The following is a 25279-nucleotide window of genomic DNA, read 5'->3' on the forward strand; positions in this document are numbered from 1 at the left end:
GGGAGCAGGGACAATGTCGCGTATTGGTAAGAAGCCCATCGCCCTTCCGGCCGGTGTGGATGTGACCATCGACGGCCAGGACATCTCGGTGAAGGGGCCCAAGGGCACCCTGTCGCTCACCGTCGCCGAGCCGATCACCGTCGCCAAGGGCGAGGACGGCCAGCTCGAGGTCGCCCGTCCGGACGACGAGCGCCGCAGCCGCGCGCTGCACGGCCTGACCCGCACTCTGGTGTCGAACATGATCGTCGGCGTCACCCAGGGCTACGAGAAGAAGATGGAAATCTTCGGCGTCGGTTACCGCGTCGCGCTGAAGGGCCAGAACCTCGAGTTCGCCCTCGGCTACAGCCACCCGGTGCCGATCGAGGCGCCCGAGGGCATCACGTTCGCGGTGGAGTCGCCCACCAAGTTCTCCGTGTCCGGAATCGACAAGCAGAAGGTCGGCCAGATTTCGGCGGTCATCCACGGCCTGCGCAAGCCCGACCCGTACAAGGGCAAGGGCATCCGCTACGCCGGCGAGGTCGTTCGCCGCAAGGTCGGAAAGACGGGTAAGTGATCATGGCGCAAACCGAAAACCAGAAGGCCAAGCGCATCCCCCTGGGCAAGGACGTGTCGACGCAGCGCCGTCTGTCGAAGACGCGCCGTCACTTCCGCCTGCGCAAGAAGGTGGAAGGCACCACCGAGCGTCCGCGCCTGGTGGTCAACCGCTCCTCGCGGCACCTGCACGCGCAGCTGGTCGACGACTCGGTCGGCAAGACCATCGCCGCCGCGTCGACCATCGAGGCCGACGTGCGCGCGGTGGACGGCGACAAGTCGGCCAAGAGCAAGAAGGTCGGCGCGCTGCTGGCCGAGCGCGCCAAGGCCGCCGGTGTCGAGGCCGTCGTGTTCGACCGTGGTGGGCACGACTACCACGGCCGGATCGCCGCACTGGCCGATGCCGCTCGCGAAGGTGGGTTGAAATTCTGATGATCGTCAACAAGAACGGAAGGAACGTCTGATGCCGGGACGTCAGAGGCGTGACGGCGGAAACGGACCCGCCGGACAGAATGGCAGCGCCCCCGAGGGCGGCCGCGGCGACCGTCGCGGTGGTGGCGACCGTCGGGGCGGCGGCGACCGTCGCGACAACGCCGCCGAGAAGAACCAGCTCGAGCGGGTCGTCGCGATCAACCGCGTCTCCAAGGTCGTGAAGGGTGGTCGGCGCTTCAGCTTCACCGCCCTCGTGATCGTCGGTGACGGCAACGGCCTGGTCGGCGTCGGCTACGGCAAGGCCAAGGAAGTTCCCGCGGCCATCCAGAAGGGCGTCGAGGAGGCTCGCAAGAACTTCTTCCGCGTCCCGATGATCGGCTCCACCATCACGCACCCGGTTCAGGGTGAGGCGGCCGCCGGTGTGGTCATGCTGCGCCCGGCCTCGCCGGGTACCGGTGTGATCGCCGGTGGCGCGGCTCGTGCCGTGCTGGAATGCGCCGGTATCCACGACATTCTGGCGAAGTCGCTCGGTAGCGACAACGCCATCAACGTCGTGCACGCGACTGTCACTGCCCTCAAGCAGCTGCAGCGTCCGGAAGAGGTCGCGGCGCGCCGTGGCCTGCCGCTCGAGGACGTCGCCCCTGCCGGCATGCTGCGTGCGCGCGCTCAGGCTGCCGGAGGTGTCAAGTAATGGCAGATCTCAAGGTGACCCAGATCAAGAGCTCGATCGGCGCCAAGAAGAATCAGCGGGACAGCCTTCGGACCCTCGGTCTGCGCGGTATCCGCAAGACCGTGGTCCGCGAGGACAACGCCCAGAACCGCGGGCTGATCAACGTCGTGCGCCACCTCGTGACCGTTGAGGAGGTCTGACATGACCATCAAGTTGCATCACCTGCGTCCGGCTCCCGGCGCCAAGACCGAGAAGATCCGTGTGGGTCGCGGTGAGGCGTCCAAGGGCAAGACCGCGGGTCGCGGTACCAAGGGCACCAAGGCGCGCAAGAACGTGCCTGCCGCCTTCGAGGGTGGGCAGATGCCGATCCACATGCGGCTGCCCAAGCTGAAGGGCTTCACGAACCCGTTCCGCACGGAATACCAGGTCGTGAACGTCGGCAAGATCGCGAAGCTGTTCCCCGAGGGCGGCGAGGTCGGCAAGGCCGAGCTCGTGGCGGCCGGCGCGGTTCGCAAGAACCAGCTGGTCAAGGTCCTCGGCGACGGCGAGATCGGCGTCGCGGTCCAGGTGACCGCCGACAAGGTCACCGGTGCGGCGAAGGAGAAGATCACCGCCGCCGGTGGCACCGTCACCGAGCTGGGCTGACGGTACTCTGCATGACAGTGGCACCGGACGAGTGACGAGCTCGTCCGGTGCCACTGTTAGAGTTCAATTGTTGTCTGCCAGCCTCGCCGTGGTTTTCGGCGTCCCTTCTGTGTCGAGCAGGGACCATCGCTGAATATCCATGTCATGACCATGTCGTTCGCCAGGAGGATCAGTGCTTTCCGCCTTCGTATCGGCCTTCCGGACTCCGGACTTACGGCGGAAGATTCTCTTCACGCTGGGGTTGATCGCGTTGTACCGGCTGGGTGCCTCGCTGCCGTCCCCCGGCGTCGACTACCAGGCGGTCCAGGAGTGCATCGACCTGGTCTCGGGCGGTGACTCCGGCGGCATCTACCAGCTGATCAACCTGTTCTCCGGTGGTGCGCTGCTGCAGCTGTCGGTCTTCGCGATCGGCATCATGCCCTACATCACCGCGAGCATCATCATCCAGCTGCTCACCGTCGTCATCCCGCGGTTCGAGGAACTGCGCAAGGAAGGCCAAGCCGGCCAGACGAAGATGACGCAGTACACCAGATACCTCTCGATCGCCCTGGCGATCCTGCAGGCCACCGGTCTGGTCGCGCTGGCTGCCCGTGATCAGCTGTTGGTGGGCTGCCAGGAAAAAATCCTGGCCGACACCAGCATCTTCGGCATGATCATCATCGTGCTCGTGATGACCGCGGGCGCGGCGCTGGTGATGTGGTTCGGCGAGCAGATCACCGAGCGCGGCATCGGCAACGGCATGTCGCTGCTGATCTTCGCCGGTATCGCCGCTCGCATCCCGAGCGAGGGCAAGGCCATTCTGGACAGCCGCGGCGGCCTGGTGTTCGGTCTGGTGTGCGTCGCCGCGCTGGCGATCGTCACCGCCGTGATCTTCGTCGAGCAGGGCCAGCGCCGGATCCCGGTGCAGTACGCCAAGCGCGTGGTGGGCCGGAAGATGTACGGCGGCTCCTCGACCTACCTGCCGCTGAAGGTGAACCAGGCGGGTGTCATCCCGGTCATCTTCGCCTCGTCGCTGCTATATCTGCCGAACCTGATCGCACAGCTGACCGGGGCGCAGAACAACCAGAATCCGAGCTGGTGGCAGGAGATCATCCAGAAATACCTGGTGAATCCCGGCAACCCGGTGTACATCGCGATCTACTTCAGTTTGATCGTGTTCTTCACCTACTTCTACGTCGCGATCACCTTCAACCCGGAGGAGCGCGCCGACGAGATGAAGAAGTTCGGCGGCTTCATCCCGGGCTACCGGCCCGGCAAGCCGACCGCCGATTACCTCAACTTCGTCCTGAGCCGTATCACCCTCCCCGGCTCGATCTATCTCGGTCTGGTGGCGGTGCTGCCGAACCTGTTCCTCGACATCGGCGCCTCCGGCGGTACGCAGAACCTTCCGTTCGGCGGTACCGCGGTGCTGATCATGGTGAGCGTCGGTTTGGACACCGTGAAGCAGATCGAGAGCCAGCTGATGAATCGAAATTACGAAGGGTTCCTCAAGTGAGAGTTGTACTGCTCGGTCCGCCGGGCGCCGGTAAAGGCACCCAGGCCGTCCTGCTGTCGGAGAAGCTGGGCGTTCCGCACATCTCCACCGGGGACCTGTTCCGCGCGAATATCAGCCAGCAGACTCCGCTGGGCCGCGAGGCGCAGAAGTACATGGACGCGGGCGACCTGGTGCCCAGCGACGTGACCAACCGCATGGTGGAGGCGCGGGTCAACGAGCCCGACGCCGCCAACGGGTTCGTGCTCGACGGATACCCGCGCACGGTGGACCAGGCCGACGCGCTGGAGAAGATCCTCAAGGACATGAACACCAAGCTCGACGCGGTGCTGCGCTTCGTGGTGCCGGAGGACACCGTGGTCGAGCGGATGCTCGCCCGTGGTCGCACCGACGACAACGAGGGCGTGATCCGTAACCGCCTGCGGGTGTACCGCGAAGAGACCGAACCGCTGCTGGACCACTACGACGGCCTGGTCGTCTCGGTGGACGGCGTCGGCGAGGTCGATGACGTCAACGCGCGGGCGCTGCGCGCGCTGGGCCACTGAGTCAGCTCGCGATGGAGCGCTGAGGCCCGGATGGTCTTCCACCGCAAGAAGAAGGTCGTGCCGTTCCGGACGGCAGGTGAACTGGATGCCATGGCGGCGGCCGGCGCGATCGTCGGCCACGCCTTGGTGGCCGTGCGCGCGGCAGCCAAGCCCGGGGTGTCCACCTTGGAACTGGACGAGGTCGCCGAACAGGTGATCCGTGAGGCGGGCGCGGTTCCGTCGTTCAAGGGCTACCACGGCTTCCCCGCGTCCATCTGCGCCTCGGTGAACGACCGTGTGGTGCACGGGATTCCGACCGCGGAGGAGATTCTCGCCGAGGGCGACCTGGTCTCCATCGACTGCGGGGCGATTCTCGACGGGTGGCACGGCGATTCGGCCTGGACCTTCGGCGTCGGCACGATCATCGAGGCCGATCGGCTGCTCAGCGAGGCGACCAAGGCGTCGATGGAGGCCGGTATCGCGGCGATGCTGCCCGGCAACCGGCTGACCGACGTCTCGCACGCCATCGAGCAGGGCACCCGGGCGGCCGAGAAGGAGCACGGGCGCGCGTACGGCATCGTCGACGGCTACGGTGGGCACGCCATCGGGCGGGAGATGCACCTCGATCCGTTCCTCGCCAACGAAGGCGAACCGGGTAAGGGCCCCAAGCTCGTGGTCGGCTCCGTGCTCGCGATCGAGCCGATGCTCACGCTCGGCACCACCCAGACGAAGGTGCTCGACGACGACTGGACCGTGGTCACCGTGGACGGCAGTCGTGCGGCACATTGGGAGCACACGGTCGCCGTCACCGAGGACGGACCCCGGATCCTGACGCTGCGTCCGGAGTAGCGGGCGACCGCCGGACGGTCGGCGTTCGGGTAACACTGCGCGGCGAGGAAACGAGCCGCACCGACGCCAGGGGTCCTGGTCGATCTCGCCGTTTTTCGCGTGCCGACGCCATGCGCCGGCACCGGGCGATACCCAGCTTCCGCTGGATCGGTGACGTCGTTCCTTGCACCCGCGTCCTGCGCGTCGAGCCGAAGCGTGGGTCCGGGGAGTGCCCGTGTGGGCGGAACGTTTACTTCTCCTTGGTTCGATACTGTGCTGAACGATGCCGTCAGCGTATGGCCGGGCAGGTGGCGGTGACGTGAGTAGACCGCTACTCGAATTCGCTTGCCCCACGCCGCAGTTCGCCGTCATCCGGGCCTGCCCACCGACTCCGTGATGGCGCGTGGAACGCTGTGGCCAGGGTATTTCGTGTGCGTAAGTAGCCGTTCAGTCCACGGGGCGAAGTGTCGATCGCAGCACCGAAGTCACGATGGGCAGATCGAATTCGCCCTCGGCCGTCTCCGGCCGCTCGCGCAGATAGGCCGTGATACGAGCGAGCACCTCGGCCCGCTCTTGTGGGGAGATCACCAGCGTGTGCGAATGCGTGCCGATGGTCGCCGTCAGGGACTCGACCGTGCGCCGATGCCGATGCGGGAAAGATTTGTGTTCGAACTCGTGCTCGCGGAACAGCGCGTGGTCGGGTACCTCGAGCTGCCCGAGCAACGGCAGAGCCGTGGACGCGCTGGATCCGGCGATTCGCTTCAGCCCGGCGACCCAGTCCACGGTGCTGTCATCGGTGTTCCACAGCGCTGCGAGAACGCCGCCGGGTCGCAGCACCCGGAGGAACTCCGGATAAGCGCGGTCCAGGTCGAACCAGTGGAATGCCTGCCCGGCGACGATCGCGTCCACCGAATCATCCGGGATCGGAAGGGCTTCGGCCGTCCCGGCGTGCGCGGTGACGGCCGGGAGCCGGCGGGTCAGTTCGGCGCGCATGTGCTCGTCCGGTTCCACGGCGATCACCGTCGCACCGGCTTCGAGCAGGCCGAGTGTCAGCTTGCCGGTTCCGGCACCGAGGTCGAGGACGGTGAGCGGTCGCCGATGCGCGACGGCGGCCAGCGCCCAGCGGATGGCGGCGGCGGGATAGTCGGGACGGTGCTCGGCATACGCGGCAGCGTGTGACCCGAACGAACCCGCCCTTCTGACGTGCAGAGCGAGCTTGTCGTCGGCGCGGTCGTCCGGGCTCCCCATCCATACCACCATACGGATGGGGAGCCGCGGCCGAACCTACGATGCGCCAGGAAGTCTGCGCACGCCCGCGCAGACCTCGGCCGCCAGGTCGTCGTAACCGACGGCCAGCTCGGCCAAGCGCTGCCAGGCGTCCCACAGGTCCCATTCCGACGCACTGGCCAGCGCCGCATAGGCGTTCGCCGTGAACTGGGCCAGCCGATCGATCACGGCGCCGACGGTCTCGGTGTGCACGTGCGCCGCGCCGTGCGCGGGTGGCAGCTGCACCGTGATCCAGCGGTCGATGTCCCGGATCAGGCCGGCCCGCAACGCATCGATCTCGTCGAGCGAGTCGGATCCCGCGCTGAGCCTGCGTTCGTGCAACGTGGTGAGCTCGTGTGCACAGCGCAGCAGCGGGTTGCTTTCGTGTAGTTCACCTCGGCAGGCTTGCAGCACTTGGTGTTTCGCGGGCAGGGCCCCGGTTGTCATCGCCTGGCCGTTCTCGTGCAGGACCGGACGATGTCGACGATGGACGCGCCGGAGGGTCGGAAGTTGTTCTCCGGAGCCACGATCCAGTGCCGATAGTCGGCGTCGGCGGCGGCAGGCGAAGGCAAGGCGATCTCACCGCCGCTGGGCACGATCGAGACGTTCAGGCGGAAGAGCTCGGCGAACAACCGGACGTCGTCCGGTAAATCGGGGCGGGTCAAGAAGGTCCAGCGTTTGGACCGGACGTGCGAGATGATCGGACCCAGCTCGCTGCGGCGCCGGGTGAGATCGTCGCGAACCTTTTGTCCCAGCGCGGCCGGCATCGTGATCGCGCCGACGAATCCGGCGCGCAGGACGATTCGGCCGATCTCCGGATGAACTCCGGCGGGCAGGTCGCAAGTGTGTCGATAGTAGGCGCATCGGGCGGTCGGGGTGTCCGCCAACGCCAGTTGGTCCATAGAGCCCTCGGGTAGCTTCGTGTGATTTTTTCCAAGCCGCCCGGACGGCGCTGCGGCATCCGTGCTGTGATCCGGTACACCGTGCGAGCGTTGTCTCAGTAGAGCACTCCATGGAGCGGATCAAACATTCCGTTCAATTAGTTCGCGAGAAATTCGTTTGCCTGCCGGTTACCGGCGGGTGCGGTGACCGGCAGGCTTCGCGGCATAGCCCGGCGTTCACTTCGGCGTACGTATCTGCTGGTCAAATGACCTGTGGAGATGCGGGGGCGGGAACCTCCGGCATTTTGTTCACCGTCGGTGCTACTTTGCCGCAAATCGATCCCGCCGCAGCGTCATCCCGCTCCGGTCTCAGGGCGTGGTGCGAAAGAACAGCACGCGGTCGCCGTGCTCGGACAACGGCGTGTTGACGCTGAGCTGGCGCAGGCCGCAGTCCGGCAGATAGGTGAGGTTGGCGAACACCTTCGTGTTGCCGAAGGCCGCGCGCAGTTTGCTCTCGGTTGCCCGGTCGGGGTTGTACAAGGCCAGCGTTTCGAAGTCCAGTGGCGCGAGCGGCTTGTCGAGGGGAGCCTGCCCCGCCGGACGGCCGAGCGCGGCGTACTGGGTGGCCGCACCGCGCTCGTACCAGCACAATTCGTAGGCCACGTTCTCCGTCACCGTGATCGCCGCGACGGGCCAGTCCTGGGACAGGCGCAGCGCCAGCGGGTGTTTCGCCACCGGGGTGAGTTCCCAGTTCAGGCTCAGCACCGTCACCCAGCCGCCGTAGGGCTGGTCGATCAGCACGATGTCGTCGCCGAGGGTGGCGGAGGTGTTCAGCTTCGGCTCGCGGGTCTGCCACTTCGACCCATGTGTACCGAGGTAGCTCTCCCGGTCGAGCGGGTAGGCGTCGTCGACGGCGTAGGCCGCGATGATCGCGGCGCGCACCTGGGCGATGGCGTCCCGTTCCGGCAAGTACACGCTCAGCGCGCCGAAGGTGGAGCCGATCTGCACAGGCGTCGCGGGCTGATCCTGCTCGGCGCCCGGCGCGAGCGGCCGCAGGCCGACCAGGGCCAGCTTCCAGTTGATCTCCTCGACGGTCGACAGGTCGCCGGAGGATTTGAACATGATCTGCTGCTGGGTGAGCCGCCCCGCCTGCTCCAGTGTGCGGCAGCCCAGTTCGACCAGCGCCCGGTGCGACTTCGGGGTCAGGTCCAGGTCCTGGATGCCGCACGCGCGCAGCCGGATCGACATCGTGGTCGAGGTGAACGCGGCGTACCGCTCCCGGTACATGGCGATGGCCTGCTTGCGCGACCGTCCGACCATGAGCGTGCGCAGCAGCGTGCTCAGGCTGGCCAGGTACTTGCCGGACAGCTCCGGGTTCGCCGCGGCCAGTGCGGCGCGGATGCGGGCGGCCTCCTCGGTCGCGGCAACGGCGGCGTCCTGGTCCAGCCTGCCCAGCCAGACACCGCACTTGGACAGACCGTCGGCGCACGGGCCCGCGACCTCCGGGTGCTCCCGCGCCACTTGGCGGTAGACCTCACAGGCGCGACGGATCGTCGTGGTGGCCAGCTCCCTGCGGCCGCTGTGCCGTGCCGCCTGCTCGAACGAGCGCAGCGCATCGTTCAACTCGCCGGCGAGACGGGCGGTGAGCACTTGGCCCCTGGACAGCAGGCGCAGGCGGATCGCCACCGCCTCCTCGGCCGGCGCCAGCGCCTCCCGCGTGCGGTCGCGCGTCGAGCCGTTGGTCTTGGTGGCGATCAGACCCTTGGCGAGTTCGCCGAGGGAGGTGGCCAAGCGCAATTCGGATTCGACCGTACGGTCGAGCGCCGCATACCGATCCGCGGCGATCTGACGCTCCATCGCGTCCAGATCCATCGCGCTCCTTGTTTCCAGCATGATCCTCCGCCAACGCGCGGCAAACCCGCGCAACGCAACTCTCTGCGCACCGAGTTTGTCACGCTTGCCGTCCGCGCGCACCTGTATCCGGCCAGGCAGACCGGGTTGTCCGACGGCCGGGGACCCGTGCGGCGGTCGCCGCCGTAGCGGAAGGCATGATCGAGGGTTGTGCGAGCCCTCCTACAGCGCGTGAGTTCCGCGCAGGTCACCGTCGACGACCAGGTCGTGGGCCGGATCGACCCGGCCGCCCACGGTGTCCCGCACGGCCTGGTCGCGCTGGTCGGCGTGACGCACTCCGACACCGAGGCGACCGCGAAGGCACTGGCCGACAAAGTGTGGCGGCTGCGCATCCTCGACGGGGAGCGCTCGGCCGCGGACCTGCACGCGCCGATCCTGGTGGTGAGTCAGTTCACCCTGTACGCGGATACCCGGAAAGGCAGGCGTCCGTCCTGGTCGGCGGCGGCTCCCGGCGCGATCGCCGAACCTCTGGTCGACGTCTTCGCGCAGGCGTTGCGCGAACTCGGCGCAACTGTCGCGACGGGGCGGTTCGGTGCGCACATGCACATCGACTTGGTGAACGACGGCCCGGTCACCGTGTTGCTGGAACTGTGAAGTCGTTGTCCTGCCCCGAAAATTGGGGGGCGGCGACGGCCTCCACCGATCCGGCACTTTGCTCGACCTGGGCACGGAATACGCCCGCAAACACCGAGGAAGTTCCCGTTCACATTGGCGTCACTGGTGATTAGTCATCCGGTGTTACCGTGGCTGGGAAGGACTAGCGGGTGGAGGAGCGGACGCGATGGCGGACAATGTCGAATTCGATGAGCATCTGTTCCGCAAGGCGGCCCAGAAGACGGGGCATGTCCAGGACCGGATCACCGGCATCATCGACAGATTGAGCACGTCGATCGCCGCGCGGGGAAACTGCTGGGGCAACGACACCATCGGCCGGAACTTCGCCAACGGCCCCGATGGTTCGGGCGGTTACACGACGACCAGGGACAACCTGATCAAAGGCGCGCGCAACGTGGCGGGGACCTTCGAGAACTTCAGCGAGGGACAGACCGAGACCGCCGATCTCCTGCGCGACATGGAGCACGGCAACCGCGACGGCATCCGCTGACGCGAGGTTCACCGACCCATGACGAACGAGCAAGCCAAGGCGGACTTGGCCGACATCCTCGACGGCGTCCAGGAGCAGATGCGGATCATCGCACGGCTGCAACAGGAACGCGCCGAACTCACCGGCCGCGCGACGGTGCGCGGCAAGCGGGTCACGGTGGTCGTCAATGCCGACAACACGGTCATCGATACCCAGTTCGGGCCGAACATCGATGACCTCAGCTATGCCGAGATCGCCAAGGCGATCACCGACGCCGCGCAGCAGGCCAGCGCCGAGGTGGCCCGCAAGACGCGAGACCTGATGGCGCCTTTGGACACCCATCGGGCACGGATGCCGAAGCTGTCCGACCTGGTCGAGGGCATGCCCGACCTGCGCGCACCGGAACCCGTCCCGGCCCCGACGGCGCCGCCGAACGCGAAGGAGCGCAGGGAGTTCTCGGACGGCAGCGGCATGCGCTTCACCGATACCGAGACCGTAGAACGCGATCGTGGTGGATCGGTCACCGATTCCAGCTGGTGAACTCGGTAGCCGCACCGGGCGATCGAGGTAGCTGCCCATGGCCATCGAGCTGCCCGCCGCGCTGAAATACCTCGAGCCGATCGTCGGCATGGAGTGGCCCGAGGGCAACGAGGACCAGATGTGGGGCCTGGGCGGTGATTGGCGCACCGCCGCGAGCGAGTTGCGTTCGGTCATCCCCGATATCGAGGCGGCCAAGAGCGCGTCGATGACCGCCTATCCCTCGGGCGACGGTTTCGAGGAGATGGTCAAAGCCTTCGACAGCTTCCTGACCTTCAGCGGCGGCAACCCGCAGGACGACCAGACGCTGTCGAAGCTGGCCGACTACTTCAAGGAGATCGGCGACTCCGCCTACGACGTCGGCACGGAGATCGAGTACGGCAAGTTGATGTACTGGTCGTCGCTGGCGTTGCTGGCGGCGGAGCTGGCGGCGTCGTTCTTCTCCGGTCCGTTCAAGCCCGCGGTGGACGCGGCGGCGATCGCGGCCACCCGCATCGCGGTCCGCATCATCGGTCAGCGGTTGGTGCAGGCGGTGATCCAGCGGGTCGGGCGGATCGTCGCGAACCGGTTCGTGAGCTTCCTGCTCCGGCATGTCGCGATCGACACCATCCTCGGCACCATGCAGGAACTGGGGGTGCAGGCATACCAGGTGGAGCAGGGGCACCGCGAGAACATCAACGTCGAGCAGGTCATCGTGACCGCCGTCAGTTCCGCGGCGGGCGGCGCCGTGGCGGGGCCGCTGGGCGAGAAGCTCGGCCACGCGCTGACGCGGCGGTTCGGGCCGGATTTCAACCCGTTCCTGCACGGCGCGATCACCGGGACGGCGGCGGGATTGGTCGGCGCCGGAGCGGGTTTCGTTGGTGCGACCGCGACGCAGTTCGGCTTCGACGCGGCGACCGACGGGCTGGACCAGGCGCTGCAGAACCTGGGGAACACGCCGGTCGACTGGCGCATGTTCACCGCGGGTGCCTCCAACGGCGCGATGACCAGTGTGGCCAAGGTCGGTTCCGCGCGCATGTGGAACAAGCTGATGCCGACCACGATGAGCCGCCCCGATCTGGGGACTCGCCTGGACAACCTCTTCGCCGACGCGAGCGGACCGCGGGTCGGCTACCGGCCCGACGGTGCGGGAACACCCGGGGCGGGCGACGGCAGCGGCCTGGCTCCGGGGGCCGGGACGCAGAACCCCGCGGGTGCTCCGCGCGCCGGAATGCCCGCCGCGGCGGGTAACGGCAGCAGTGGGTCGTCGAACGCCGGGAACGCGGACACGTACCGCTCCGGTACGGCTGGTGACACGGGTTCTGCTGCCGGAGAAGGGGTTTCGAGCTCCTCCACTGGCGGGGTGCAGGCGGATGTCGAGGCCGGGCGGAGCGGTGAGTCCGGTACTCCGGCGCAAACGTCCGGTGAGCAGGGTTCCGGAGGTGAGCGTGCGTCGTCGGGTGAGCGGTCCGCGTCGGGTGAGCGGTCGACGTCGGGCGAGCGGTCCGCGTCCGACACCGGCGCGGGACTCGCCGACGAAGGAAGACAGGACCACGGGGCCGGTACCCACCGCGCCGAGGAGCCGAAGGTCTCCGCGGGCCGTCAGGACAGCGCGGCTGGCGACCCGGCGGGTTCGCAGCGCGGCGCAGGCGACGGCGTGCAGAACCCGCTGACGCGGTCGGTGTCGGACACGCCGCCGACGGGCGCGGCACCGATCGGCGGCGCGCCGCTGACCGGTCCGGCGGCCACGCCGGCCACCGGGCCGACGGCTGCGGGCGCACCGCCCTCGACCGGTGCGGGTACTACCCACGCGTCGCCCGCTTCGCCGGGGACGAGCGATGCACGGCCCGCGTCGTCGGCGGACGCGCGCCCTCAGCCCACATCGGACAGCAGGGCTGCCGCCGACAGGGGCCGGGCCGGTATCGCGGATCGCTCCTCCGGGGCCGTCCGCGACGAACCCGCGGTGCGAGCGGGCAAGACCGACTCCGAAGCGCCGCGCGCCGAATCCAGGCGGGAAACCGGTGCGACCCGTCAGGTCGGTGAGACGCGCCCGGCTGGTGAGCCGCGTCAGGACAGTGCGACGCGCCCCGGTGAGCCACGTGCAGCGAGCGCGGACCGGCCGGAGGGCGAGCCGTCGCGGTCCCGCGACACACCGGAATCCGACGACGGACGGCGCGACACCGCCGAACCGGTCGTGCTGCCCCTCGCCGGTGACGCGGGAGAGTCCAGACCGGCGCGCCGACCGGGTCCGGACACCGACGGTCCGGCGCGCAGGGACTCGGACCAGAACTCCCGCGACGAGCCGGATACCGATGCGCCGCAGCGAGAGCCGAAGAATCGCGGGGAGTGCGCCCGGCTCTCGCTCGAGGAGATCCAGCAGGCCACCGGAAGCGATACCATCCGTCCTCCGGACGAGCCGGTGGGCGAACGCGGCATGTCGCTGCGCGAGATCCAGGACGCGGCGGGCGGCCGCCTGTGGGACTACCCGGACGGCGGACCGGACCAGCCTCGTCACCAGGGCATCGCCGACGAATTGCTGCGGATGGCCGAGGGGATGGACCCCCGCGATGTCGCCGAGGGCCGTGGTCCGCGCGCGCTCGTGGTGGACGAGTACACCGGACCGGTCGATGAACACGGAGTCGGCGCGCACGCCTACACCCTGACCGTGCGCGTGGACGCGGACACCGGCGGATTCCGCATCGAAGTGTCGGATCCAGGGGCGGACAGGCGCAAGGGGTTTCCGCCGGACGCGCCGATGGACCTCCGCGCGGTGTCGGCGATCCTGTTCGACGGTCAGGGCAGGGTCGTGCCGCCCGACGGAACCGATCCGCGGGTGCGACCGACCGACGACCGCCCGATCTACGGCCGCGACGGCGAGATCGCCGGTCGGCGCGGCGACGAGACGCCGAAGCAGTTCCGGGCGCGGATGCGGGCCGAACTGGCCGACATGAATTCCCGCGGGGAAGCCGAGCAGGCGCGGCGGCTGCGCGATCTCGTAGACCGCATCGATGAGGCGGACCTGCCGGAAGGAGTGTCCAAACGTTCGTTGCGGATCAGGGCGGCGCAGGCGGAGTGGAATGCCCGCGAGTTCCGCAAGAATGCCGACACCTGGTGGCGGGTCGCCGGTGGACGGCCTGCGGAGGACGCCCCGATCCCGCCGCGTGCGCCGTCGGACCCGACTCCGCAACCGGATCCGGCGCGCACGCGCGACGAGTCCGATCCACCGGAGCCGTCCCGGATTCCACGGGGCGACCGCGACCGAGACGAGGCGAATCGGCTCTCCGATCCCGCGACTTCACCCCGGCGTGCGGAGGACGCGGCGGCGGTGCCTATCCGCGACCGCGACGGGCTGGACGACGCGGCATCGCCGATCCGCGACCGCGATGGCGACGGGTCCGACGACGCCGCACCGTCGACCCGCGATCGCGATCGCGGTGGCGACCGGGCGGACGACTCGGCAGAGGCGGTTCGCGATCGTGACCACGGCAGGGTGGGCGACGATGCGGCACCGCAGACCCGCGATCGCGATCAGAGCGGGGTGGATGATGCGGCGCAGTCGGCTCGCGATCGCGATGGCGACCGGGCGGACGGCACGGCTCAGTCGGTTCGCGATCGTGACCGCCGCGCGGACGATGACGCAGCCAAGGCCGATCGCGACTCGCGCGCAGCGGGCGAAGCGGACGATGCGGCGGAGCCGGCCCGCGAGCGCGGCGGGGACGGGGTGGACGGTGCGGCACGGTCGGCCCGCGATCGTGACCTGGGCGGGGTGGACGATGACTCGGCGCGGCCCGACCGCGACTCGGGCACGGACGAGGCGAGTCAGCCTTCCGACCCGGCGACCTCGCGCCGCCGCGTAGACGACGGGGCGGAACCGGGTGAGCGGGATATGGCGGCACCCGGCCGCGCCGGGCCGGACGGCGAGGATGCGGCGCGGCTCGTCCCCGATCGGACCCTCGACGAGACGCCGGACTTCCTCGGTGAATCCGACGACGTCGAGCACGGGTGGGAGCACGGTGACGACGTCCCGAACGGCATGTACCGCGATGCCGACGGACTGCTGCACAAGTTCGGTGATCGCCCCGATTCGTACCGGGACCCCGACGGCACCTGGCATCACCAGGACGACGACCCCGGCACCTACCGCGACGACAGCTTCCGGTTGCGCGACGAGTCGAGCAACGAGTACGTCCCCGACCATCTGACGAAGCGGCCGTACCGCTTCATGGCCGATCCCGGCCCGGAAAATCCGTACACCGTGGTCGACGACGTGATCGCCAGGCAGATCGCGAAGGCGGTCACCGAGCGGGCGACGTTGCAGACGCAACGCGACACGGCCAACGACGGTGTCAAGCGCCACATGGCGGAGTTCGGGATCGAGAAGATCAGCGACCTCGCCGAGGAAAAACTCGGCCCGCGCATGGCGGATCTCGAGATCGAGATCCTGGAGTCCGATCTCTCCGACGACGAGAAACAAGCGAAACTTGATCGTCTCGGCGAGATGGAGCGCAACGCAGCGGAATTCAACCGGCTGGGGCCGTTGCTGGTGAACGCGTCCAAGACGCTCGGCGAGCTGGGCGGCAGGGCGTTCGCGCTCGACGCGGATCAGCGGCCGAACGCGGTGCTGCTGAGCCCTTTCGAAGGCGCGATCGACGGTGCGGACACCGTCGACATAGCGGTGCTCGTCCCCGGTGTCGACGGCGGGCCGCCGAAGCTCGTGGTGATCGAGGCCAAGGGCGTGGGTTCGCAGCTCGGTGGCTCGAAAGCCGCCGAGGCGCAACAGGGTTCGCCGGAGTACCTGCGTCGCACGGCCGCGATCGACAAGAACCTGCGGCGGATCCTGACCGAGACGCCCGCAGAGATGGCGGCGCGCGGAGTCGAGCCGGACAGCCCGGAGGGCCGGGCGCTGCTACGGGCACGTGAGCAACTGCTGCAGGCGCATCGGGGCGGAACGCTCGAGGTCGAATACCACCTCGTGCACGTCGCCAAGAACGGTGACGTCATCTCCCGCGAGTTCGATCTCGAACGAGACGGTGTACTCGTGCGGATCGATGTCATCGGCGGCATCGAATCCCCGGCGCTGGTGCGGATACCGGGCCAGACGCCGGTCGCCGGGGCACCGGCGCACGATGCCGAGGGCGCGGCCCGCGATGGGGAGACCCGGACGCGTGATGACGAGACCTCGGGGCCTGACGCCGAGTCTCCGGTGGCTGAATCCGAAGTTCCGGTGCGTGGGACCGACAGCCCTACGCGCGACAGTGACGCTGCGGCGCGTGCGGCCCCGAGCCCTGTGCGTGCGTCGGTCGGGCCGCGGCGTGATGGTTCGGCTTCGGCACGCGACGCCGAGGGTGGACCGCGTGATGCCGCCGCTCCGGCCCGCGATATCGGGGGTGCGCCGCGTGATAGCGCGTCTCCGGGGCGGGATGCCGCCGGCCCGGCGGGTGATGCCGCGGGTCCTGTGCGCGATGGTGAGACCCGAGCAGGCGACGCCGAGAGTGGACCGCGTGATGCCGCTGCTCCGGTGCGCGACGCCGCGTCTCCGTTGCGTGACGCCGAGGGTGTGGGGCGTGACGCTGAGGGTGCGGCGCGCGATTCCACCATCCCGGTGCGTGACGCGGACGATGCGGCGCGTGACGCGGACGATGCGGCGCGTTACGCCGATGACGCGGCGCGTGACACCGATGACGTGGCGCGTGACGCGGACGAATCGTCTCTTCCACAGGACAGCGATGCGGCGGACGCCCGGGACAGGGAACTGCTCGGCGTATCGGGCGCGGACGAATGGTCGCACCTGGGTCCGGAGGAAGTCGGAGAGCGACTGCAGGAGCACCTGCGCGACGCGATGCGCGATCCCGGCTTCGAGGTATTCGGCTTCGACCTCGAGGGTCTGAACCCGGAGGTGGTGCGGGAGTACGCCCGGGCCTTGGTCGACCTGGCCGATCGGTTCCCGGCCGTGGACCTGCGCAGTATCGGCATCGGCGGGCTGCCGCCCAAGGTGATCGGCATGGCCCAGCCACGGCTGGACGCCTCCGGTCGCATGTACACCGAATCGATCGTGCTCGGCTACGACCATGCGAGCAGCGCGCAGACCTTCCGGGACCGGATGCAGCTCGGCGTCGACAACGGCCGGTTCTCGCCGGAAGTGCTGCGCCGTCCGGTACGTGCCGTCGTGGCGCACGAATACGGGCACGCGCTCGACTACGCCAGTCAGCAGAGCGCGCGCCATCGCGCCGAGGAATACCTCTACGAGCGCTATCTCGACGACGACACCCGTGCCCCGGATGTCGGCTTCGAGGACTGGCTGCACCAGCTCAGCGGCCACAGCTTCGACCAGGAGGGCAACCTGCGGCCGGAGGAGGCGCTGCCCGAGGCGTTCGCGGATCAGGTGCTCCGTGGCGACGACGGCGACCCGGTCAGCGCCCCCGCTCGCGCGTTGCACGACCTACTGACCCGGGCGGCCGCCGAGCCGCCGACCACCGGTGACGCACCCCTTTCGCTCGAGCCCGACCACGTGGACCTTCCGGACGACGGCCAGGAGGCGGACGCGTTCGGCCGCGACGGCGACATCCTGTTCGAGGGCGACCTGCCGGAGGACGGGACGCCGCTGTACCGCGGCATCCCCCGGTTGCTGTCCGACGGATCGGTCAATCCCGCGTTCCTCGAAGCAGTCTCGGGACGGGCGGTGCCGCGGGGGACCGTGGACCTGTCCGCCGAGGAGCACATCGGCCAGCGCCGCGCCGCGGAGAGCGACACCACGTCGTGGTCGCCTACGCGCGGCGCCGCCGAGCGGTTCGCCAACGGCGACGGGGTGATCCTGGAATGGCGCACCGGGCTGCCGCCGGAGGGCGCGTCCTGGAAGTTCAAACCGATCTTCGACCTGCCGGATCAGTTCTCCCAGGTCCTCATCCAGGGCACCGTGACCGACGCGCGCGCGACCAGATTCGTTGCCGGAGACCGGCCGGATTCAGGGGATGTGGAGCATCGAACCGGCGCATCGGCGCGTGCCGAGAGGGAGGTGGAGCAGGCGCGTCCGGCAGTGCGGCGGGATACGGTGGCGCGGGAGCCGACAGAGCCGCAGGCCGCCGGCGACGGTGCGGGTGGCGACCCGCCCTCCGGCCCGCCGACTCCCCCCGCTGCCGCGCAGCCGCCAGCCGGCGGTCGTCCGGATCATCCCCGCGCCGGGAACCCCCTCCGCGACGTGCTCGCCTTCCTGCGCGAACAACGCGATTGGCCCAACCAGCGCGCCGCCGACCCGCTCACCGAGGCCGAGGCCGAGCACGTCCGCGGGCTGGCCGAGGCGCTGGGTCTGGATGAGACCTTCACCGGGCTGCGTGACCCGCTCGCGGCGTTGGCCGAACTCGCCGAACTCGCCCGCGCCCGTGGCTTCCTCGACGATGCCGACAGCCCCCACATGCGTTTCCCGGCCGATTTCGAGCCGCTCACCAGCGCGGAACGCTACGGCGACGAACAATTCTGGCTGGCCGAGGCGCTCGACGACAGCCTGCGCGAGGTCCAAAACGACCTGCGCCGCGCGGGCCTGCCGGTCGAGGACCCGCGACCACCGCGACTGCCTGCCCCGACGAGCCCGAATGCCCTTCCACCCGTCGATCCCGCCACTACGGCCCGGTCCGCCGACACCGGCCATCCGGCTCCTGCCGACCTGGATCGCCTGACCGCCGACCGCGATGCGGCGGCGCGGGAACTGGCACAGGCGCGGGCGGATCTCACGGAGGCTCGTCGTGGATTGCCCGTCGATGAACGGGATCTGACCCGCGAGGCATTGGGCGACGCACTCGAGGCCCTGCGCGGCCGGTCGATGCGGGTGGACGAGCAGGGCACATGGCAGGAGCGCGTCGCGGAGCTGGAACGTGCCGTACGCCGCGTCTTCGACGCCGAAGATGAACTGGCTCGCGCGGATGACGCTGTGCGCCGAGCCGATCCCGCGACTGCCGATCGCGTTGTGGCCGACGCCGATGTGGAACGCCTGACTGGTGAGCGGGATGCGCTGGCGCGGGAATTGGCGGAGGCGCGGGCGGATCTCGCTGAGGCTCGTCGTGGTCTGCCGGTCGATGACGGCGATCTGACGCGCGAGGCGTTGGACGACGCCCTCGACGGTCTGCGCGGACGCACGATGCGGGTGGACGAGCAAGGCCCCTGGCAGGACCGTCTCACGAGCCTCGAGCAGGCCGCCCGGCGCGTCTTCGACGTCGAAGCGGAAGCGGCGCGGCTGGAAGAAGCCCTCGCGCAGGCAGTTCGGAATGCCGAGCGGTCCGCGCACGGCCGGGAACCGGATGCCCGCCAGGCGGAGTCCGAGCGCCCGGCGCGCGACGCGGGGGCCGGTGACCCAGCGCACCGCGCCCCGCGCCCCGAACCGATCGACCGCACCCGCGACCGGCTGGCGCGCCGCTTCGGCCTCGACGAGTCCGATCTGTCGCCGGAAAACCTCGGCGCGACGATCGCCGACCTGCGCTACCGAAACCTGCTGCGAGCGGGCGCGGTCGAGGCGCTGGCCGCGGCGACCGAGCGGGCCCGCGACACCGGCCACCCCGACCTGCGCGCGCAGGTGACGGCGACCCGCGATGCCTGGGCGCGGCGGCTGCGCATCGATCCGGCGGACCTGGACCGCGACCCCGCCGGGACGCTGGCCCAGGCACGGGCAGCGGTGCGCCGGGACTCGCGAGCCATCACCGACCTCGCCGACGCCGTTCAGGCGGCGCGCGGAACGACCGGCGCCGAGCCGCCCGCGCCGGGGGAGACCCGCCGATACACCCTCGAGGTCGACGGCGAGCGGGTGCAGGCGCGGTTGGTCGCCGACGAGAACGACGGATGGCGGGTCGAAGTGCCCGAGCGTCTGGACGCCCCCGAGCCTGCCGATCCGAACGCGCCCGCGCCACGGGAACCGGCGCGGCCGAAGTCACGGCTGCGCCGCCTGTGGGAGGCGCTGAACGCCGGCTTCCGCGGACAGAGCCCGAAATACCCGTCCGGTTCCGGCGTCGACAGCGCGGGTCAGTCGCTGCTCGCCCACGAAGCGGGGCTGCCGCTCACCAAGCACTACGATCCGACACCCGCGCCGGGCGACGAATACGAGGTGCTGCAAACAAAGTTCAGCCCGGTCCGCATCCTCAAGGAAGCCGTCACCATGTGGCGCAAGCGGGAGCTGATTCCGCTGCTGAAGCGCCTGACCTCCCGGATCGACGACCAGGCCGCCGAGTACGACACCCCGACCACCCGCGACGGTGAGGAATACCGGTACTGGCTGGAGGAGGCAGATCCGGAGCTGGTGCGCCGGGAACTCGGGGTGGAACTCGACGATTTGAAGCGTCAGGCCGAGGGCGCCGCCCGTGCGATCCCCGGGCCCGAGACCAGGCCGGAGCTGACCGACGGCGACGCCACGGCGGACCTGTCCGAGCGGCCCGGCGAAGAACTGCCCGCCTCCGGTGCGCTCGCGGATTGGTTGCACGAGCTGTCCGAGGCCTCGGCGCGGCGGCAGGAACTGGCCTACGCCCTGGCGGCCGCGGCCGATGCGCTCGGCGTCGACCTCGGTGAACCGACCGCCGAGAACGTCCGCCGGGCCGTCGATCTGTTGCGGTATCAGCAGATCCGCCGGATCGGCGCGCTCACCGGCCTCGCCGAGGCGTCGCGCCGGTACAACGCCGAGCACGGGCGGATCCCGTACCGCGACGAGATCGGCTTCTTCGACGCCAACCCGATGAACCGGTTCCTGGGCGAGGTCGCGCGCGCCTTCGGCGGCGATCCCACCCTGCTGGACTGGGAGGGCGTCAACAACGGCGGCGAACCGAGCCGCGAGTGGGGTGACCTCTACGACACCGACCAGCCCGGGCAGGACCAGGGTCTGCGCTCGTTCTTCGAGAACGCGTTGCGCCGCGACCAGATCAAGGACGAGCGCTCCGTCTGGGCGCAGCTGCTGGGCGCCGATCTGCACGCGCTGGACGCGCGTCAGCTGGCGGACGCGCTCGCCGAGGAGATGGATCGCATCCGCGAACACGCCCGCGGCCTGACCGCGTTCCTCGCCGACGCCGAGGACTTCTTCCTCGCCGACGCCGCGGCGGACGAGCTGACCGGCCTCATCGGCGAGATGGCAGGCCGCGACTGGGTGCTCGCGCGGGGTGGTGCGCTGCTGGAGGACGGCACCGGGCTCGGCCTGGTCCCCGGCGAGCCCGGTGCACCGATGCGGTTGGTGGTCGTGGACGGCGGCCTGGACCACGACCGGGTCATCGCCGACGCGCTCGCCGCGCACCCCCGGCTCGCGGAGGCGGTCAACGAGGGCATCGTCGAGGTCCACTACCTGGTGACCGACGTCCGTCCGGACCGGATCGCGATCGTCGACGGTGGGGCGACGCAGGTGCGGCACTTCACCGGCGAGGTCGAGGCCCGCAGGCTGGACGTGACCGTGGTGAACGACGGCGACGGCTGGCGGGTCGTGCCGGACGCGCCCGTGGACCCCGACGCGCTTCCCGTCGCGGAGGAGGCGTTGTCGCGGGAGGAGATCGGCGACGCCATCGGCGAACTGGCCGAGCGCCTCGGCATCACCGAAGCGGAACTGGGTTCCCCCGAACTGCTCGCCCAGCGGCTCGCGACCCTGCGCGACGAGAACGCGATCCGCGCGGGCCAGATCGAGGCCATCATCGACTACGCGCGCACCGCCTGGGACATCGACACTTATCACCAGGTCGGCGACGCGCGGAATCTGCTGGCGCACCGGCTCGGCCTGGACCCGGCGGATCTGACACCGCAGCGCCTCGCCGAGTCGATGGCGGACCCGGACATCCGCAACGCCCTGCGTCAGCAGCGGGCCGAGGCGCTGGTCAAGTACGCGAAGTTGTTGCGCGGCATGGATCGGGCCGCGATCGATGCCGCCGACGACCGGCTGATCCGGCGCCTCGACGCCGTGCCGGGGACGGTGCGGATCACCGGCATCGCCCAGCTCGGCGAGGTGATCGCCAACCTGTCGCAGCGGCCGAACCTGCACCCACATCTCGTCGACGCGCTCACCGACTACGCCGACGCGCTCGCCGCGGTCGATGTGTTCGACCCGCGAGCCCACGGCGATCGAGCGATCGATCCCCGCGTGTCGGATGTCGAATTCCCGGTGCACGACAAGGCCGTCCGGCATCTGCTGGACGTCATCGGGGACGTCGCCCACCTCACCGAGGCCCCCGGCCGCCTCGGCATGCTGGACGGCGCCACCGACATACCGCCCGGCCCCGACCGCGGCGCAAGCCGAGACTTCGCACGCCTGGTCGGCGTGGACCTGACCGACGCGGGCCCAGAACGGTGGGCCGAGGTCTACGAGGTCTACCGCGACGGCAAGCTCGACCAGCACGAGCGCCTGACCCCGGCCCAGCTCGCCGAGGTGCAGGCCGAGCTGCGCGCCGAGGTCGTCCAGCGCGCCGAGGACATCGCGGCCCTCACCGACCTCGTCCAGCGCGCCGCCCGCGCCGACATCGATCGCTCGACGGCTCAGCGTGATGCGGCGGCACGCGAGTTGTCCGAGGCACGAATAGATCTCGCGCAAGCCCGGCGTGGTCTGCCGGTCGACGACGAGGAACTGACGCGCGCGGCGTTGGACGATGCGCTCGAAGGTCTGCGTGGACGCACGATGCGGGTGGACGAGCAGGGTCCATGGCAGGAGCGGGTTGCGGAGTTGGAGCGCGCCGCCCGACGTGTCTTCGACGGCGAGGCGGAACAGGCTCGCTTGGACGACGCGGTCGAAGCGGCCGCGAACGATGCTGCCCAGCAACCGCATCCACGGGAGGCGGATGGTCGCCCGGAGGTGTCGCATGCCGATACCGAGCGGACGCGTCTGTCCGAGCAGCGTGACTCGGCGGCGCGGGAACTGGCGGATGCCCGGGCTGACCTTGCGGAGACTCGGCCCGGTCTGCCGGTGAATGATGAGGATCTGACGCGGGCTGCGTTGGACGATGCGCTCGAAGGTCTGCGTGGACGCACCATGCGGGTGGACGAGCAGGGTCCATGGCAGGAGCGGGTTGCGGAGTTGGAGCGTGCTGCCCGGCGAGTGTTCGACGCCGAGGACGAACTCGCACGGTTGGACGACATGCTCGAGCAGGCCACCCGAGTCGCCGAGTCGCCGGTGCGGGACGGAGTGGAAGAACCGGCTGGGCCGGCATCGGAAGAGTCGGCCCGACTCGCGGCGGAGGCGGAGCGGGTGCGTGCATCCGCGCGGCGTGATGCCGCCGAGCGCGAATTGGCTGGTGCACGAGCCGATCTAGTGCGGGCTCGGCGTGGTCTACCGGTCAACGACGAGGATCTGACGCGCCAGACGCTGGACGCCGCCATCGATGACCTCCGTGGACGCACGATGCGAGTGGACGAGCAGGGTCCGTGGCAGGAGCGGGTCACCGAGTTGGAGCGCGCTGCCCGGCGAGTGTTCGACGCCGAGGACGAACTCGCGCGGTCGAATGAGGCCGTTGCGCGGGTTGCGCGGGACGCGCATATCCGCTTGGGAAATGGTTCGCAGCAATCGGATTCGAGTTCTGGCGAGGAAGCCGGGCGCGCTGCGGCGGATGCGGAGCGGGCGCGTGTGTCCGCGCAGCGTGATGCGGCCGCGCGGGAACTGGCGGATGCACAGGCTGATCTCGCGGAGGCTCGGCGCGGTCTGCCGATGAATGATGAGGATCTGACGCGCGAGGCGTTGGACGATGCCCTCGAAGGTCTGCGTGGACGCACGATGCGGGTGGACGAGCAGGGTCCATGGCAGGAGCGGGTTGCGGAGTTGGAGCGTGCTGCCCGGCGGGTGTTCAACGCTCAGGAGGAGCTTGCGCGGGCGGAAGACGCGGTGCGCAACGCCGGTAGGGAGCGCTCACCGGATCGTTCTTCGCACGAGAGGCAGTCCGGGCCCCGGGTGGCTCGCGAGGGCGGAGAACCGGATGTGGACGCGTCGTGGTCGGTGCGCGGCGGTGGTGAGGATTCGCTGGACGGCGGCGCTCGGACGAATCGCGGCGGTGGTGAGGATTCGCTGGACGGCGGCGCTCGGACGAATCGCGGCGGTGGTGAGGATTCGCTGGACGGTGGCGCTCGGACGAATCGCGATGGTGGTGAGGATTCGCTGGACAGCGGCCCTCGCGCCAATCGCAATGGCGGCGATCGGCCCTCGGCCGGCTCCCGCTCCGACCGCGACGGTGATTCCGAGCCGCCCGAAGGTCCGTCGGCTTCGGACCCGGCACGTCCCCGATGGATGCCGCCCGACCGGGCTCTGCGCTCACACATTCCGCATCCGCCGAAGGACTACGACTTCGAGATGCCGGGCCCGTTCCTGAACGAGGTGGAGCCGTGGCCCGTCCCAATGCCGCAGCCGGAACCTCCACAGCCGCCGAACCCACCCCAGCCCCCACGGCCTCCGGCCCCGCCGACACCGCCCACCCCTCCGGTTCCGCCGATGCCTCCGGTCCCGCCGACCCCTCCGGTTCCGCCGACGCCACCTGAGCCGCCGATGCCTCCGGTCCCGCCGACCCCTCCCGTTCCGCCGACGCCACCTGAGCCGCCGATGCCTCCGGTCCCGCCGACCCCTCCCGTTCCGCCGACGCCACCTGAGCCGCCGACATCTCCGGTCCCACCGACGCCGCCGCCGACGTCGCCACCGGTTCCGCCGATGCCTCCGGTTCCGCCACCGCCACCTGAGCCGCCGACATCTCCGGTTCCGCCGACACCACCTGAGCCGCCGACATCTCCGGTTCCGCCGACACGACCTGAGCCGCCGACATCTCCGGTTCCGCCGATGCCTCCGGCCCCACCGACGCCGCCCCCACCCGGCGCGCCTACACCTACCCAGCCGACGCCCCCATACCCGACGCCGCCAGGACCGCTGCCCCCGTACCCGTCGGCCCCACCCTCGTACCCGTCGATACCGGCTCCGGCACCGTCGGCACCGCCGTATCCACCCACCGCACCGGCCTGGCCGGCTGACCAGAACGGCTCAGGCCATCCTGACGGCACCATCCCGCCAGGCATGCCCATGCCCCCGATGCCGCCGGGCATGCCGGTGCCCCCTCCGGCGAACGGCGGCTCGCGGACGAGCGGTCGGCGCGGCGACGGGCATCGCGGCCCGGATACGGGAGGTCGTCTGTTCGTCCGCCCCTTCGCGGGCTTCGGCGTGCCCGCCGAGTTCGATCCGATCACCGGCGCGCTGCGCGCCAACCCGTCGGAGACGGGCACGAACAACGGCGTCTACGGTGAACTCGGTGGCGTCCCGGTGGTGTTCTATCGGCACGACGGCAGGCTCACCCTGCGCTTCGGCGATCGCACGGTCGATCTCGACGGGCCCGTCGGCGTCGAGTGGGGCACGGTCGGGTGGCGGACCACCCGATTCGCGGTGGTCGTCGGCGGTGCCGTTTTCTGCGAGCTGACCTATCGCTCGGTGCCGGAGGAGATGGACATCGGCGCGCTGATCCGGGCCGTGGTCGCCGACCCCGTGCGCAGCACCGAGATCTTCGCCGGATGACCGGAGGCCGACGATGTCCCGAG

Annotated in this window: 16 protein-coding genes; 12 read left to right on the forward strand and 4 right to left on the reverse strand. The window is 69.8% G+C overall.

Annotated elements, in window-relative coordinates; genetic code table 11:
* Nucleotides 1-13: 13 nt before the first annotated feature.
* The 8 genes from rplF (at nucleotide 14) to map (ending at nucleotide 5143) form a co-directional block, all read left to right on the forward strand.
* Nucleotides 14-553, forward strand: a complete 540-nt coding sequence (gene rplF / locus ABZ552_RS26215) for a 50S ribosomal protein L6 (protein ID WP_063021307.1) — start codon at nucleotides 14-16, stop codon at nucleotides 551-553.
* A gap of 2 nt (nucleotides 554-555) precedes the next feature.
* The gene (rplR, locus tag ABZ552_RS26220) at nucleotides 556-963 is read left to right on the forward strand and encodes a 50S ribosomal protein L18 (protein ID WP_281875564.1); all 408 of its coding nucleotides are present in this window, start codon (nucleotides 556-558) and stop codon (nucleotides 961-963) included.
* Nucleotides 964-994: 31 nt separating this feature from the next.
* Complete coding sequence (gene rpsE / locus ABZ552_RS26225; protein ID WP_063021309.1) at nucleotides 995-1654, forward strand: 30S ribosomal protein S5; 660 nt, start codon at nucleotides 995-997, stop codon at nucleotides 1652-1654.
* Nucleotides 1654-1833, forward strand: a complete 180-nt coding sequence (rpmD, locus tag ABZ552_RS26230; RefSeq protein WP_039795559.1) for a 50S ribosomal protein L30 — start codon at nucleotides 1654-1656, stop codon at nucleotides 1831-1833. The genes rpsE and rpmD overlap by 1 nt, the downstream gene beginning before the upstream one ends.
* A 1-nt stretch (nucleotide 1834) precedes the next feature.
* Nucleotides 1835-2278 (forward strand): 50S ribosomal protein L15, encoded by a 444-nt coding sequence (gene rplO, locus ABZ552_RS26235; protein WP_281875560.1) that lies wholly within the window; start codon nucleotides 1835-1837, stop codon nucleotides 2276-2278.
* Between the two features lie 172 nt (nucleotides 2279-2450).
* Complete coding sequence (gene secY, locus ABZ552_RS26240; RefSeq protein WP_357440390.1) at nucleotides 2451-3773, forward strand: preprotein translocase subunit SecY; 1323 nt, start codon at nucleotides 2451-2453, stop codon at nucleotides 3771-3773.
* On the forward strand, nucleotides 3770-4315 hold the full coding sequence (locus tag ABZ552_RS26245) for an adenylate kinase (RefSeq protein ID WP_043687391.1): 546 nt from the start codon (nucleotides 3770-3772) through the stop codon (nucleotides 4313-4315). Before secY ends, ABZ552_RS26245 begins: the two co-directional genes overlap by 4 nt.
* Before the next feature lie 30 nt (nucleotides 4316-4345).
* Nucleotides 4346-5143, forward strand: a complete 798-nt coding sequence (map, locus tag ABZ552_RS26250; RefSeq protein WP_357440393.1) for a type I methionyl aminopeptidase — start codon at nucleotides 4346-4348, stop codon at nucleotides 5141-5143.
* A 426-nt stretch (nucleotides 5144-5569) separates the two neighbouring features.
* Here the strand turns inward: map and ABZ552_RS26255 are convergent, their stop codons facing one another.
* The 4 genes from ABZ552_RS26255 to ABZ552_RS26270 all read right to left on the reverse strand — a co-directional run bounded on the left by ABZ552_RS26255 (nucleotide 5570) and on the right by ABZ552_RS26270 (nucleotide 9162).
* Entirely contained in the window at nucleotides 5570-6370 is an 801-nt protein-coding gene (locus ABZ552_RS26255; protein WP_281916624.1) for a class I SAM-dependent methyltransferase, read from the reverse strand.
* A gap of 36 nt (nucleotides 6371-6406) precedes the next feature.
* Nucleotides 6407-6835: a DUF4254 domain-containing protein gene (locus tag ABZ552_RS26260; protein WP_281875552.1), complete on the reverse strand. Its 429-nt coding sequence runs from the start codon at nucleotides 6833-6835 to the stop codon at nucleotides 6407-6409.
* The gene (locus ABZ552_RS26265) at nucleotides 6832-7290 is read right to left on the reverse strand and encodes a DNA-directed RNA polymerase subunit beta (RefSeq protein WP_281875550.1); all 459 of its coding nucleotides are present in this window, start codon (nucleotides 7288-7290) and stop codon (nucleotides 6832-6834) included. The genes ABZ552_RS26260 and ABZ552_RS26265 overlap by 4 nt, the downstream gene beginning before the upstream one ends.
* Nucleotides 7291-7638: 348 nt before the next feature.
* Nucleotides 7639-9162, reverse strand: a complete 1524-nt coding sequence (locus tag ABZ552_RS26270) for a hypothetical protein (RefSeq protein ID WP_281875549.1) — start codon at nucleotides 9160-9162, stop codon at nucleotides 7639-7641.
* A 168-nt stretch (nucleotides 9163-9330) separates the two neighbouring features.
* On the opposite strand from ABZ552_RS26270, the gene dtd reads away from it, so the two are divergent.
* The 4 genes from dtd (at nucleotide 9331) to ABZ552_RS26290 (ending at nucleotide 25256) form a co-directional block, all read left to right on the forward strand.
* The gene (gene dtd, locus ABZ552_RS26275) at nucleotides 9331-9774 is read left to right on the forward strand and encodes a D-aminoacyl-tRNA deacylase (protein ID WP_281875548.1); all 444 of its coding nucleotides are present in this window, start codon (nucleotides 9331-9333) and stop codon (nucleotides 9772-9774) included.
* Between the two features lie 187 nt (nucleotides 9775-9961).
* Complete coding sequence (locus ABZ552_RS26280) at nucleotides 9962-10285, forward strand: hypothetical protein (protein WP_281875547.1); 324 nt, start codon at nucleotides 9962-9964, stop codon at nucleotides 10283-10285.
* Nucleotides 10286-10303: 18 nt separating this feature from the next.
* On the forward strand, nucleotides 10304-10804 hold the full coding sequence (locus ABZ552_RS26285) for a YbaB/EbfC family nucleoid-associated protein (protein WP_281875546.1): 501 nt from the start codon (nucleotides 10304-10306) through the stop codon (nucleotides 10802-10804).
* 37 nt (nucleotides 10805-10841) lie between these two features.
* Entirely contained in the window at nucleotides 10842-25256 is a 14415-nt protein-coding gene (locus ABZ552_RS26290; RefSeq protein WP_357440399.1) for a hypothetical protein, read from the forward strand.
* Nucleotides 25257-25279: the final 23 nt, after the last annotated feature.

The sequence above is a fragment of the Nocardia sp. NPDC019219 genome (genome assembly GCF_040632645.1).
In the GTDB taxonomy this organism is placed as follows: Bacteria; Actinomycetota; Actinomycetes; order Mycobacteriales; family Mycobacteriaceae; genus Nocardia; species Nocardia sputorum.

Bases quoted from the DNA above. Each gene is read 5' to 3' on its own strand.
- rplF (WP_063021307.1), top strand. From the start codon at position 14: ATGTCGCGTATTGGTAAGAAGCCCATCGCCCTTCCGGCCGGTGTGGAT.
- rplR (WP_281875564.1), top strand. From the start codon at position 556: ATGGCGCAAACCGAAAACCAGAAGGCCAAGCGCATCCCCCTGGGCAAG.
- rpsE (WP_063021309.1), top strand. From the start codon at position 995: ATGCCGGGACGTCAGAGGCGTGACGGCGGAAACGGACCCGCCGGACAG.
- rpmD (WP_039795559.1), top strand. From the start codon at position 1,654: ATGGCAGATCTCAAGGTGACCCAGATCAAGAGCTCGATCGGCGCCAAG.
- rplO (WP_281875560.1), top strand. From the start codon at position 1,835: ATGACCATCAAGTTGCATCACCTGCGTCCGGCTCCCGGCGCCAAGACC.
- map (WP_357440393.1), top strand. From the start codon at position 4,346: ATGGTCTTCCACCGCAAGAAGAAGGTCGTGCCGTTCCGGACGGCAGGT.
- ABZ552_RS26255 (WP_281916624.1), bottom strand. From the start codon at position 6,370: ATGGGGAGCCCGGACGACCGCGCCGACGACAAGCTCGCTCTGCACGTC.
- ABZ552_RS26260 (WP_281875552.1), bottom strand. From the start codon at position 6,835: ATGACAACCGGGGCCCTGCCCGCGAAACACCAAGTGCTGCAAGCCTGC.
- ABZ552_RS26265 (WP_281875550.1), bottom strand. From the start codon at position 7,290: ATGGACCAACTGGCGTTGGCGGACACCCCGACCGCCCGATGCGCCTAC.
- ABZ552_RS26270 (WP_281875549.1), bottom strand. From the start codon at position 9,162: ATGCTGGAAACAAGGAGCGCGATGGATCTGGACGCGATGGAGCGTCAG.
- ABZ552_RS26280 (WP_281875547.1), top strand. From the start codon at position 9,962: ATGGCGGACAATGTCGAATTCGATGAGCATCTGTTCCGCAAGGCGGCC.
- ABZ552_RS26285 (WP_281875546.1), top strand. From the start codon at position 10,304: ATGACGAACGAGCAAGCCAAGGCGGACTTGGCCGACATCCTCGACGGC.
- ABZ552_RS26290 (WP_357440399.1), top strand. From the start codon at position 10,842: ATGGCCATCGAGCTGCCCGCCGCGCTGAAATACCTCGAGCCGATCGTC.